Consider the following 12,683-nt stretch of genomic DNA (forward strand, 5'->3'; position numbering starts at 1 on the left):
TGGCCGTGGGGTCACCTCTGCCCCCTGCCTGTGCGAACGGCGACCCGTGACCCGGAGAACGACGGTCATCACCGCGTTGACCCTGATCGCCGTGGCCGCCGCGGTCGTGTTCACGGCCACGCGTGGTGATCGGAACATGTCGATGCCCGAGGAGGTAGACGACGTCGGCGAGGTCGACGAGTCCGATGACGCCAACGCGGGTGACGTCGATGACGCCGATGATATCCACGACGCCGATGACGCGGACGAGGACGCCGGGGCGGCTGCGGCGCTCGCCGCCGCCCGCGCCTTCCTGGACCGCTACGTCGCCGACGACGGTCGCGTCGTACGCCACGACCAGGGTGGTGACACCGTCAGTGAGGGCCAAGCTTACGCGCTGCTCTTGGCCGTCGCGGTGGAGGACGAGCGGATGTTCCGCACGGTGTGGGACTGGACCCGCGCCAACCTCGTGGGTCCGGACGGACTCCTCGCGGCACACTGGAACGACGGGGGTGTGGTGGACGACGATGCAGCTACCGACGCCGATCTCGATGCAGCGCACGCGCTGGTGCTGGCGGGGGACCGGTTCGGCGAACCCGCGTTCTCGGCCGCAGCGGTGGAGCTAGCCAGCGCGATCGCGGCGCACGAGATCCAACGGGTCGGGGACCGTCACCTCCTGCTGCCCGGGCCGTGGGCGCGCGGTGCCGAGCCGGTCGTGTTCAACCCCAGCTACGTGTCGCCCCTGGCTTTCGATGCCCTCGGTGCCGCGTCGGGCGACCCGATCTGGGATGCGCTGCGCGCCGACTCGTTCGAGCTCCTCGATCACCTGATGGCGCCCCCCGCGGCGCTGCCTCCGGACTGGGCCGAGGCGACCGCCGATGTCGTCACGGCTGCGCCGGTGCCGGGCGACGACGGCCCTCCCCGCTACGGCTACGAGGCGGTCCGGGTTCCCATCCGCCTCGCGGCGGATCGCGACGGTCCCGGGTCCGACCTCGCGGCCCGGCTGTGGCCGTTCCTCGAGCAGCGGGTTCGCCAGGGTCTCGTCGACGTCTACGCCCTCGACGGCAGCCCCCTCGGCGAGGCGCCACATCCAGTGGCTCTCGTGGCGGCCGCAGCGGCCGCACGTGCCGCCGGCGACGACGGTGCCGTCCACGACGTCCTGGATGCCGCCGCCGCTCTGGACGAGGAGCGGCCCTCCTACTACGGGGCCGCGTGGGTGGCGCTCGGGCGCGTGCTGCTCACCACCGACCTGCTGGACCCGCACTGATCTGGACCTGTCCCCACGGTCCTCCCTCTCGATGGACCTGTCCGACGTGCCAGGGTCGTCCGACGCAGCCGGCGAAGGCGCGCACGAAGGTGCCGCCCATGAGTCGAGACACGACGCCGATCCACCCCGACAAGTCGTCCGGATCGTTCACCGCACACCGTCCTCGGGACCCCGCCCCACCGGCGTCGGACGGGCCCGCCGGCGACGCCACCGAGAGGTTGCCGGCGGCGGCTCCGGTCGCCACCGACCCCGGTGACGAGACGCTCGAACGTCTCCTCGAGCAGCACCGGCGCTTCCGCGGCCCGCGTCGAGCGGCGGACAGCGTCACGACGGGCGAGCACCCGACCGCGGGTCGGGTCCACGAGGAGCCTTGGCCCGGGAGGTTCGGGGCGCGTCTGCTCATCCTCCTCAACGTCCTGTTCACCGCCGCGTACCTCGGGTGGTGGTCGGTCGGTGGTCACGTCGGCAACCCGTGGCTGTTCGTCGCCCTCGCGGTCGCCGAGGCGTTCACGGTCGGCCACCTCGTCGGTCTGTGGCAGTCGATCTGGAAGGCGGGAGTGGAGCTGCCGCCGCCGGGGGAAACGTGGTTCTCCATCGACGTGTTCGTCCCCACCTACGGCGAACCGCTCGACGTCCTGCGGCGAACGGTCACCGCGGCGGTGGGGATGGACGGATCGCACCGCACGTACGTCCTTGACGACGCGGTTCGCGACGAGGTGCGCCAGCTCGCGGTCGAGCTCGGCGCCGAGTACATCCCCCGCGAGTCCTCCGGGGGCGCCAAGGCCGGCAACCTCAACCACGCGATGGCCCGTACCGATGGCGACCTCGTCGTGGTGTTCGACGCCGATCACGTCGCGCGACGCGACTTCCTCTACCACCTCGTGGGGTACTTCGAGGACCCCGACGTCGCTCTCGTCCAGAGTCCGCAGTGCTACGGCAACGCGGTCTGGAACCCCGTGGCTCGCGGGGCGTGGAACCAGCAGGAGGTCTTCTACGGCCCGATCAAGCGCGGCAAGTACGGCCTCGGCGCGGCGTTCCTCTGCGGGACCAACGCCATCATCCGGCGCGCCGCACTCGAGCAGGTCGGCGGGTTCGACCAGACCACCGTCACCGAGGACGTCGCCACCAGCCTGCACCTGCATCGCGACGGCTGGTCCACGGTGTACTTCCCGTTCGTGCTCGCCGAGGGTGAGGGCCCTCCGACCGTCCGCCAGTACCTCACTCAGCAGCTTCGCTGGGCGCACGGGTCGATCTCTCTGCTGTTGTCCGGCGCCCCGCTGAAGCTCGGGCTGCGGCCGTTGCAGCGGTTGCAGTACCTGTTCAGCACGACCTACTACTTCATCGGGGTCATCACTCTGATCTACCTGTCACTGCCCCTGTTCGCTCTGCTGGCTCGCGAGGGTCCGTTCGCGAGCGGAGCCACGACGTTCTTCGTCTTCTACATCCCCCACGTGCTCGTGACGCTGTACAACCTGCGGCGCGAGCTGCAGGGCGAGTTCGGCCTCCGCCACATGCAGTTCACGTTCGGGGCGTTCCCGATCTACGTCAAGGCGGCGATCGCGGCGTTCCTGGGGCGCGAGACGGGGTTCAGCGCGACCGGCGCGGCCGAGCGGCAGGGTCCACCTGCGGTGGCTTGGGTGACGGTCCTGGCCCTCGTGATCACCGTCGGTGCCGTCGTCGCAGCACCCTTCGTCGCTCCGCTGGACGTGTGGAGCGGCGTGGCGATGTTCTGGGGCGTTGTGAACACGGTCCTGCTCTGGCCCATGACCCGCCTGATCGTCATGGAGGCCTTCGGGCGCTTCCACGCCGCCCCGGCGCCGGCCGCGGTCGGCGGGTCCCCGGCGCGACCGGCCGCCCCGACGTGGGTGTTGGGTCACTTCGAGCGGCCGCCGCTGCCGGAGAAGGTCCTCCCGAACTACGTGCTCGCGATGCGCGCCCTCGGCTACGTGGACAGGTGAGCGACCCATGTACCGGATCCTGCTCTACCCCGTCGTGGTCGCGGTGATCCTGACCGGCTTCCTCGGCGGGCGCTACCTGGAGACGTCCGGGACGCTCCACGGCATCCTCGAGGAGGGCGGGACGTCGGTCGGGGTCCCCGACCGCGTCTTCCAGGAGCCGCCGGGCCGACCTCCCCCCGAGGCGCCGGCTCCCGCGCCCGAGGCGGAGCCTGCGGACGAACCTGCAGCTCCGCCGACCGTCACGAGCCCGACCGCGCCCACGACGGCGGATCCGGTGCCAACGGAGCCCACGAGTCCGGAGCCGGATCCGACCACCGAACCCTCGCCCACGGAGCCGTCGCCCACGTCGGAGCCGTCGCCCACGTCGGAGCCGTCGCCCACGGTGGAGTCGACGGCGGTAGCCGAGTCGTCACCGCTCTCGGAGCCATCCCCCTGACGCACGCTCCGGTGAGCTCCGCGCAGCTCACCTCGATCGCGGCCGACGCCATGGCAGTACCATCCGCCAGATCTGCTGCCCCGATCGGGAACACGAAGTGTCGACAACGCACGCCAACGGCCACGGATCAGCGGAGCGCGAGCTCGACCCACTCGAGATGGCCCCCCACTACTACGGGGGCCAGGCCATCATCGAAGGGGTGATGATGCGCGGCGCTGACCGCTGGGCGGTCGCCGTGCGCCGGCCCGACGGCGGCATCTACCTCGAGCGGCACGCGGTCAGCGACTTCCCCGAGCGCTTCCCCGCCTTCAAGAAGCCGATGCTGCGGGGCGTGTATGCGCTCGGCGACGCGCTCACGATCGGGATGAAGGCACTGGGCATCTCGGCGAACCAGGCCCTCGAGGACGAGGAGCAGCAGGACCTGCCGACTGGTGCGATGGGCGCGTCGATGGCGGTCGCGCTCCTGGTCTTCGTGGGCATCTTCATCGTGCTGCCCTCGGCCGGCACCAAGCTGATCGGCGGCGAAGGGCTGGGTGACGGTGCGTGGTTCCACCTCGTCGAGTCGCTCGCGCGCATCGCGATATTCCTCGCCTACCTGTACGCGATCAGCTTCATCGCCGACATCCGCCGCGTGTTCCAGTACCACGGCGCGGAGCACAAGACCATCGCCGCCTGGGAGCACGGCGAACCGCTCGATCCCGATAGCGTCAACCGCTACTCCACCCTCCACGTGCGCTGCGGCACCAACTTCCTGATCATGGTGATGCTGCTGGCGCTGGTCGTCTACACGCTGGTCGGCGCCGTCATCCCTGCCCCGGACACCAACGTCATCGGCAAGATCGGCTACCACGTTGGGCTGCGGGTCGTGCTCCTTCCCGTCATCGCGGGACTGGCTTACGAGGGGCTGAGGCTCGGGGCGCGCTACGGCGACAACCTCATCATCCGTGGCCTGATGAAGCCCGGACTGTGGCTGCAGCTGCTCACTACGAAGGAGCCCACGCCCGACATGATCGAGGTCGCGATCCGGGCCTTCGAGTTCGTGGTGCCCAACGAGCACCTCGAGGGACGCATCCCGCCGGACACGCTGGACAGCAAGCTGGTGATGGGGGAGGACGATCTGGCGGAGCCACTGCCCCCGGACGCGGACGACCTGCTCGCACCCGAGAGCGCCTGAGGGCCGCTCCGGCGCTGACGCGTACCCTGCGCCCATGTTCGACCGTCTCGATGAGATCGAGCGCGCCCACGGCGAGCTCGAGCGCCAGCTCTCCGACCCCGAGGTCCTCGCTGACCAGGGCCGGTACGCCGAGCTGGCCAAGAAGCACGCCGAGCTGAACGAGATCGTCACCGCCTACAACGAGTACCGCCAGGTGACCGACGACCTCGCCACCGCACGCGAGCTGGCGGACGAGTACTCCGGCGACGACGCCGATCTCATGGCTCAGGAAGCACGCCAGCTCGCACGGCGCCAGAGTCAGCTCGAGGGACGGCTGCGCGAGCTGCTCCTGCCCAAGGACCCCAACGACGAGAAGGACGTCATCGTCGAGGTCCGGGCAGGCACCGGTGGTGACGAGGCCGGCCTGTTCGCCGGTGAGCTGGTCGAGATGTACCAGCGCTACGCCGACGCGCACGGATGGAAGACCGAGGTGCTGTCCCTGAGCCAGCAGGACATCGGAGGGATCAAGGACGCGGTGTTCGAGGTGAAGGGTCGTGGCGCCTACAGCCGGCTCAAGCACGAATCCGGCGTCCACCGCGTGCAACGGGTCCCGAAGACCGAATCCCAGGGTCGGATCCATACCTCCACCGCGACGGTCGCCGTCCTGCCCGCCGCCGAGGAGGTCGACCTCGAGGTCGACCCAGGCGACCTCCGTATCGACGTGTACCGCTCATCCGGTCCGGGTGGACAGTCGGTGAACACCACCGACTCCGCCGTTCGGATCACCCACCTCCCCACCGGTCTCGTCGTGAGCTGCCAGGACGAGAAGAGCCAGCACCAGAACCGCGACAAGGCGATGCGCATCCTGCGCTCCCGTCTGCTCCAGATCGAGCAGGATCGCCAGGCTCAGGAGCGCGCCGACACCCGCAAGGGCCAGATCGGTACCGGCGACCGCAGCGAGAAGATCCGGACCTACAACTTCCCCCAGGACCGGGTCACCGATCACCGCATCGGGCTCACCATCTCGAACCTCCCACGGGTGATGATGGGTGAGATCGATGACCTCATCGAGGGACTCCAGGCGGCCGAACGCATGCTGCACCTGCAGACGGAGGAGGTCGGGTGAACGCCGGTGTCACGCGGCCGACCTCCGCCGGTCCGAGCCTGCAGGATCTGCTCTCCCGCCACCGTGTCGCGCTCGCGGCCGCAGGGGTGCCCTCGCCTGATGCCGATGCGCGCTGGCTCGCCCAACACGTCCTCGGCCGAGAGGCGCTGCGGTCATCACGGCCGGTGCCGGTCCAGGCGGCGGCCCGGCTGGCGGCGCTCGTCGAACAGCGCTGTCGGCGGGTTCCGTTGCAGCACCTGATCGGCTCCACGGGGTTCCGTCACGTGCAGCTCAGCGTGCGGCCAGGTGTGTTCGTGCCGCGCCCCGAGACCGAGATCGTCACCGGCCACGCAATCGAGCTGCTCGCGTCGGCGGCCGGATCGACCCGTACCGCGGTCGACGCCTGCACCGGGAGCGGGGCGATCGCCGTCTGCCTCGCCACCGAACTCGACGGTGTGCGGGTTGTGGCCACCGACAGCTCCGCGGACGCGGTGGCGCTGTGCCGACACAACGTCGCCTCACTGCGCACGGACTTCGGATCGGGGTCGGAGGCCGAGGTCGTCCTCGGGCACCTGCTCGAGGGCGTGGACCCCGAGCTGGAGGGTCACCTCGACCTGCTCGTGTCCAACCCGCCGTACCTCGGCGTCGCCGAGCTCGACGCCCTCGATCCCGAGGTACGACTGCACGACCCCCCTGCCGCGCTCGCCGCGGGTCCGGACGGCTACGAGCTCGTCATCGAGCTGCTCGAGCTCGCTTCGACGTGGCTACGGCCCGGTGGCGCGGTCGTCCTCGAGATCGCCCACGGTCGCGGCGCCGAGGCGGCGGAGCGCGCACGTGCCGTCGGCATGGGCGAGGTCGAGGTGCACCCGGACCTGTCTGGGCGAGAGCGTGTCCTCGTCGCCAGGAGGACCTGTTGAGCGAGGTACTGGACGCGACCGGTCACGACCGCGATGAGGTGGTCCGGATCGCCGCCGAGGCGCTTCGGCGTGGCGAACTCGTCGTGCTGCCTACGGATACCGTCTACGGCCTGGCCGCGGATGCCTTCTCCGCGGAGGGCACCCGGGCGGTCTTCGCAGCCAAGCAGCGCGGCCGGAACCTGCCACTTCCGGTGCTGGTCCGCAGCCCCAAGCAGGTCAACGGCCTCGTCACCGCGGTCCCGGAGGTCGTCGAACGGATCATGGCGGCGTACTGGCCCGGCCCGCTGACGATCGTCGTCCGCGCGGACCCCAACCTCTCCTGGGACCTCGGCGACACCGACGGCACGGTCGCCATCCGGATGCCTCTGGACGAGCTGTGCCTCGACGTGATCCGGGCTGTCGGCCCGCTGGCCGTGACCAGCGCGAACCTGTCCGGCCAGCCGCCGGCGACCGATGTCGCGACCGCGCAGCGTGGACTGGGTGAGAGCGTCGCGGTCTACCTCGACGACGGACCACGTCGGACCGTACGTCCCTCGACGATCGTGGATCTCACCCGGACCGAGCCCGCGATCCTCCGCGAGGGCGCGGTTCCCGAGAGCGAGGTCCTCGCCGTCGCCACGGGCGAGCTCGGACCGCAGGACGTCGCACCCATCGCACGGGCGGACGTCGCGACCGACGATCTCGACGATGCGGAGCCCGCGTGACCGATCAGGCCTCACCCCCCAGGCCGGCAACGCCGGCCCCTCCCCCCTCCAGGGGGGAGGCGTGACCGATCAGGCCTCACCCCCCAGGCCGGCAACGCCGGCCCCTCCCCCCTCCAGGGGGGAGGCGTGACCGACGACGCGGTCCAGATCGTCGTCATCTGCACCGGCAACATCGCGCGGAGCCCCTTCGCGATGGTGCTGCTCGAGAACGAGGTGCGGCGACGGCTGGGCGACGATGCACCCGTGACCGTCCGGAGCGCCGGCGTGCACGGCCTCGAGGGGGAACCGGCGGTCGAGGCGATGCTCGCCGAGGCAGCGGCCAGGGGACTCGATCTGAGCCACCACCGCGGAGCGAGGATCGGGGAGGTCGACGTCCGCTCTGCCGACCTGCTGCTGACCGCGACGGCATCCCACCGCGACCGGCTGATCTCGTTGGCGCCGGAGGCGGCCGGACGGATCTTCACCCTGAAGGAGTTCGCCCGGCTCACCCAGCGTGCTCCCGATCCGCCCGGGGACCTCGCGCCCCGCGACCGCGTGCGCTGGTACGTCAGCCACGCTCATGACGCGCGCGACCGACGGACGCGGACCCGTCACGACGATGTCGCCGATCCCTACGGTGGACCGCGCGATGGCTACCGCACAGCCGCCCTCGAGATCGAGCGCACCGTCGCCACGATCGCCGCCGCGGTGTTCGGTCACTCCGGACTCGGCCAGGGCTGAAGTAGGCTGGCGACGCCGACCTCGTGAGGAGCCTCGCTCTCGTGTCCGATGTGACTCTGCGTGACTTCGACCCGGACATCGCGGCGCTCATCGAGGCGGAGAACCGCCGTGAGGACGAGTCGCTCCGGCTCATCCCCTCCGAGAACTACGTGTCGCAGGCGGTGCTCGAAGCCACCGGCTCCGTGCTCACGAACAAGTACTCCGAGGGCTACCCCGGCAAGCGCTACTACGAGGGCCAGGCCGTCATCGACCAGGTCGAATCGCTCGCCATCGAGCGCGCGAGGTCGCTGTTCGGGGTCGCGCACGCGAACGTGCAGCCCTACTCGGGGTCACCGGCGAACCTCGCCGTCTACCTCGCGTTCCTCGAGCCCGGGGACACCGTGATGGGCATGTCGCTGCCACACGGCGGCCACCTCACGCACGGGTGGAGCGTGTCGATCACGGGTCGGTGGTTCAACGCGGTCAGCTACGGCGTCTCCCGCGAGAGCGGCCGCATCGACTTCGACGAGGTCCGCGACGTCGCCAAGCGCGAACGCCCCAAGGTCATCTTCTGCGGCGGCACGGCCATCCCCCGGACCATCGACTTCGCTGCCTTCGCCGAGATCGCCGCCGAGGTCGATGCCCTCCTCGTCGCCGACATCGCCCACATCGCGGGGCTCATCGCCGGCGGCGCGCACCCGAGCCCGGTCGGGCACGCGCCCGTCATCTCGACGACGACCCACAAGACGCTGCGTGGCCCGCGCGGGGCGATGTTGCTGTCGGACGAGGAGCACGCCAAGCCGCTCGATCGCGCGGTCTTCCCCGGTCTGCAGGGAGGCCCCCACAACCACACCACCGCGGCGATCGCGGTCGCGCTGAAGGAGGCGGCCACGGCGGAGTTCCGCGACTACGCGCACGCGATCGTCGCGAACTCGAAGGCCCTGGCGGATGGCCTGCTCGAGGGCGGGTTCGTGCTCGTCTCGGGAGGCAGCGACAACCACCTGATCCTCGCCGATCTGACCGACAAGGGCATCGGTGGCAAGCCGGCGGCGCAGGCCCTCGACCGGGCCGGGATCGTGTGCAACTACAACACCGTCCCCTTCGACCCGCGCAAGCCCTTCGATCCCTCCGGCATCCGGCTCGGGACGCCCGCCGTGACGAGTCGGGGGATGGGCACCGACGAGATGCGGACGCTCGCGGGGTGGATCGACGAGGTCGTCGAGGCCGCCAAGCGTGAGGACGAGGACACCGTCACGCGGGTGCGGGGCGAGGTCCTCGAACTCACGCGCAGCTTCCCGGCACCCGGTCTCCGGTTGGGCGAGACGACCGGGTGACACCGTTCCTGGTCGTGTTCGCAGTCGCGGTCGGCGTGACCATGGTGGCGACACCTCTCGCCTCCCGCGTCGCCTGGAGGGTGGATGCGGTCGACCGACCGACGGCCCGGAAGGTCCACGACCGACCCACCCCGCTCCTGGGCGGCCTGGCCATGCTGGCCGGCTTCGCAGCCGCTCTCGGGGTCGGCTCGCAGCTCGACGGGCTGCGGGACGTGTTCGGAACGACGTCGGAGCCGATGGGGCTGCTCATCGGCGTCCTGCTGATCGCCGCCCTCGGCATCATCGACGACCTGCGTGGACTCTCGGCACCGGTCAAGCTCGCTGGCCAGATCATCGCGGCGGTGCCGCCGATCCTCTTCGGTGTCCAGATCGTCTACGTCTGGGTGCCGGGACTCGACGTCGTGGCCCTATCGCCCGACCTCGGCTTCCCCCTGACCGTCCTGCTGATCGTGGCCATGGTCAACGCGGTCAACCTCATCGACGGCCTCGATGGCCTCGCGGCCGGCGTGGTGGCGATCGCGGCGGCAGCGTTCTTCGCGTTCGCTCACGCATCCGGCGGCACCGGCATCACCGAGTCGGTCCCGACCTCAGCGCCGGTCGTTGCCGCGGCCCTGACCGGCATCTGCCTCGGGTTCCTCGTGTTCAACTTCCATCCAGCCCGGATCTTCATGGGCGACACGGGCTCGATGATCCTCGGGCTGCTGCTGGCGTCAGCCGGCGTTTCCTACGTGGGTCGGACCACCGCCCCGAGCTACACCGACTTCGCCGGGTCGATCCCCCTGTTGATCCCGGTCCTCGTCCTCGCGGTGCCCTTCCTCGACACCCTCTTCGCGGTCCTGCGCCGCGCGTTGTCCCGGCGCCCGCTGATGCAGGCCGACCGCGGCCACCTGCACCACGTGCTCATCGCGTTCGGGCACAGCCACCGCAGGGCCGTCCTGGTCCTGTACTACTGGTCGGCGGTCATGGCGTTCGCGGCGGTTGGGTTCTCGCTGCTTCCCACGCCGGTCGTCGGCTGGGTGACGGCCGGAGCCGTCGCGGTCGGGGCGCTCGTCACCGCGGCGGGGGTGCGGAGGGCACGGGACGAGACCGTGCCGGATGCGGATCCGGTGGTGCGCCGTCGTTCGGGGTGAGCGCAGCGCGCGCTCGGCTGCGCGGCTTTGGTAGGCCCCATCGGGCACTGCTAGCCTCCCGCCCGCCATGGATCAGGGCTCGAGGCAGCAGGTCTGGCGTGACCTCGACGCCGGCTGGATCATGACCGTCGAGTTGCTCACCGCGACCTTCGTGTGGGGCGGCATCGGCTGGCTGATCGACCGGTGGCTGGGTGTCGCCCCCTGGGCCATGGTCGCCGGTTTCACGCTCGGCTTCGGCCTCGGGACGTACCTGCTGTTCCTCCGAGCAGCGGAGCAGGGTCGGGCCGCCGACGCGGAACGCGAACGACTGTAGAGCACACGCAGACCGACGATCGCGGCCTCGGCCGCAGCTCCAGCCCGCCACCGCGCGCGGTAGCAGCGCCACCGACCACGGACAACGGGGTCCCACGTGCACAACGACGAGGTCACCATGGCACGGGCTGCCCTGCCCGTTGGTCTGGCGCTCGCCGTGCTCGCCGTGCTCACCGTCTTCCCTGTGCGGGGCGCAGCAGGAGCGCTCACGGCCTTGGCCGCGGTCGTCTTCGTCGTCGGCAACTTCTACCTCACTGGGCGAGCCCTGGCCTGGGCCGGCCGGATCAGCCTCTCTGTGCTGCAGGCCGTCGCTCTCGGGGGGTTCTTCCTCAAGCTCGTCGTCCTCGCCATCGCCCTGGTCCTGCTGCGACCGATCGAGGCGATCGACGGGCCCGTACTCGCCATCACCACGGTCGTGGCCACCGTGGTCGTGTTGGTCGCCGAGGTCCGCCTCGTGAGCCGGCGATCCAGTTTCTGGTGGCTCGTCGATCCTCAAGCAGCGAAGCGGTAGGACAAACCAGATGAACGAGAAGGGACGCGCGTGAACTCGCTCGTGCTGGCTGCCGAGGGCGGCGGCTTCCACGTTCCGGAACTCGAGGAGCTGTTCGAGTGGCCGGCGTTCTGGTGGTCCGAGGGCTGGCGCATCGGCCCGGTGCCGCTGGAGTTCAACCGCACCGCCATGCTGATCTTCATCTCGGTGGCGATCATCAGCACGCTGATGGTCGTGGCCTTCCGCAAGCCCCGGTTGGTCCCCACGAAGTTCCAGCTGGTCATGGAATCCATCGTCCAGTTCATCCGCGAGAACATCGTCATGGAGGTCGTGGGGCCGGCGGGGTTGCGGTTCGTCCCGTTCCTCACCGCGTTGTTCCTCTTCATCTGGTTCCAGAACCTGTACGAGATCCTGCCCGGGGTGAATTTCCCCACGACGTCACGGATGGCGCTGCCAGCGTTCTTCGCCTTCGTGTCGTGGACCATCTTCATCCTGGTGGGGATCAGGGAGCAGGGACTGCGCTACTTCAAGAACGTGGCCATCCCCAGCGGTGTGCCGTGGTGGGTGCTACCGCTGTACGTCCCGATCGAGATCGTCTCGGTGTTCATCGTGCGGCCGCTCACGCTGGCCGTTCGTCTCTTCGCCAACATGATGGCGGGGCACATCATCCTGGCGGTGATCTTCATCGCCACCAACGCGTTCCTGTTCGACGTCAACGAACTGTCGTTCAACCTGAAGGGGGCGCCGATCGGCATCGTCGCCTTCGCCATGGGCCCGCTGCTCGTGGCGTTCGAGCTGCTCGTGGGAGTCCTGCAGGCGTACATCTTCACGATCCTGACGGCCGTGTACATCGGGGGCGCGTTGCACCCCGAGCACTGAACCCCGAACCCCGTCGCGACCGGCGGGATCGAGCAACCGCGCCCCTACAAGGCGCCTCAGAAGGAGAGAAAAGATGGAAGGCGACATCATCGCGATCGGTCAAGGCCTGGTGTACGGCCTCGGCGCCATCGGTCCCGGCATCGGTATCGGGTTCCTCGTCGGGAAGGCCATCGAATCGATGGCGCGACAGCCGGAGGCTGCTGGGATGGTCCGCACGACCATGTTCCTAGGCATCGCGTTCGTCGAGGCGCTCGCGCTGTTCGGCTTCGTTCTGGTCTTCATCGTCGGCTGATCGAGACAGGCCCCTGTAGGCAGAAGGA

Annotated in this window: 14 protein-coding genes; all 14 read left to right on the plus strand. The window is 69.9% G+C overall.

All coding sequences use genetic code 11. The features are described 5' to 3' along the window. Nucleotides 1-46: 46 nt before the first annotated feature. The 14 genes from KY469_00390 (at nucleotide 47) to atpE (ending at nucleotide 12,655) form a co-directional block, all read left to right on the plus strand. Nucleotides 47-1,246: a glycoside hydrolase gene (locus tag KY469_00390; GenBank protein MBW3661528.1), complete on the plus strand. Its 1,200-nt coding sequence runs from the start codon at nucleotides 47-49 to the stop codon at nucleotides 1,244-1,246. 98 nt (nucleotides 1,247-1,344) lie between these two features. Further along, entirely contained in the window at nucleotides 1,345-3,204 is a 1,860-nt protein-coding gene (locus KY469_00395) for a glycosyltransferase (GenBank protein MBW3661529.1), read from the plus strand. A gap of 7 nt (nucleotides 3,205-3,211) precedes the next feature. After that, nucleotides 3,212-3,640, plus strand: a complete 429-nt coding sequence (locus KY469_00400) for a hypothetical protein (protein ID MBW3661530.1) — start codon at nucleotides 3,212-3,214, stop codon at nucleotides 3,638-3,640. 157 nt (nucleotides 3,641-3,797) lie between these two features. Then, the gene (locus KY469_00405; GenBank protein MBW3661531.1) at nucleotides 3,798-4,814 is read left to right on the plus strand and encodes a DUF1385 domain-containing protein; all 1,017 of its coding nucleotides are present in this window, start codon (nucleotides 3,798-3,800) and stop codon (nucleotides 4,812-4,814) included. Nucleotides 4,815-4,848: 34 nt separating this feature from the next. Then, entirely contained in the window at nucleotides 4,849-5,919 is a 1,071-nt protein-coding gene (gene prfA / locus KY469_00410) for a peptide chain release factor 1 (protein MBW3661532.1), read from the plus strand. Beyond that, a complete protein-coding gene (gene prmC, locus KY469_00415; protein ID MBW3661533.1) occupies nucleotides 5,916-6,815 on the plus strand; it encodes a peptide chain release factor N(5)-glutamine methyltransferase in 900 nt (299 codons plus the stop codon). Before prfA ends, prmC begins: the two co-directional genes overlap by 4 nt. Beyond that, nucleotides 6,809-7,519: a threonylcarbamoyl-AMP synthase gene (locus KY469_00420; protein ID MBW3661534.1), complete on the plus strand. Its 711-nt coding sequence runs from the start codon at nucleotides 6,809-6,811 to the stop codon at nucleotides 7,517-7,519. The genes prmC and KY469_00420 overlap by 7 nt, the downstream gene beginning before the upstream one ends. 126 nt (nucleotides 7,520-7,645) lie before the next feature. After that, complete coding sequence (locus KY469_00425) at nucleotides 7,646-8,239, plus strand: hypothetical protein (protein ID MBW3661535.1); 594 nt, start codon at nucleotides 7,646-7,648, stop codon at nucleotides 8,237-8,239. A 41-nt stretch (nucleotides 8,240-8,280) separates the two neighbouring features. Beyond that, entirely contained in the window at nucleotides 8,281-9,552 is a 1,272-nt protein-coding gene (locus KY469_00430) for a serine hydroxymethyltransferase (GenBank protein MBW3661536.1), read from the plus strand. After that, the gene (locus KY469_00435) at nucleotides 9,549-10,682 is read left to right on the plus strand and encodes an undecaprenyl/decaprenyl-phosphate alpha-N-acetylglucosaminyl 1-phosphate transferase (GenBank protein ID MBW3661537.1); all 1,134 of its coding nucleotides are present in this window, start codon (nucleotides 9,549-9,551) and stop codon (nucleotides 10,680-10,682) included. Before KY469_00430 ends, KY469_00435 begins: the two co-directional genes overlap by 4 nt. 67 nt (nucleotides 10,683-10,749) lie before the next feature. Next, on the plus strand, nucleotides 10,750-10,995 hold the full coding sequence (locus KY469_00440; protein ID MBW3661538.1) for an AtpZ/AtpI family protein: 246 nt from the start codon (nucleotides 10,750-10,752) through the stop codon (nucleotides 10,993-10,995). A 117-nt stretch (nucleotides 10,996-11,112) separates the two neighbouring features. Beyond that, nucleotides 11,113-11,505 carry a hypothetical protein gene (locus KY469_00445; protein MBW3661539.1) on the plus strand — a complete coding sequence of 131 codons (393 nt, stop codon included), beginning with the start codon at nucleotides 11,113-11,115 and terminating at the stop codon, nucleotides 11,503-11,505. A 30-nt stretch (nucleotides 11,506-11,535) separates the two neighbouring features. Then, on the plus strand, nucleotides 11,536-12,363 hold the full coding sequence (gene atpB / locus KY469_00450) for a F0F1 ATP synthase subunit A (GenBank protein MBW3661540.1): 828 nt from the start codon (nucleotides 11,536-11,538) through the stop codon (nucleotides 12,361-12,363). 73 nt (nucleotides 12,364-12,436) lie between these two features. Then, on the plus strand, nucleotides 12,437-12,655 hold the full coding sequence (gene atpE, locus KY469_00455; protein ID MBW3661541.1) for an ATP synthase F0 subunit C: 219 nt from the start codon (nucleotides 12,437-12,439) through the stop codon (nucleotides 12,653-12,655). Nucleotides 12,656-12,683: the final 28 nt, after the last annotated feature.

It is taken from the genome of Actinomycetota bacterium (assembly GCA_019347575.1).
Classification (GTDB): Bacteria; Actinomycetota; Nitriliruptoria; order Nitriliruptorales; family Nitriliruptoraceae; genus JAHWKY01.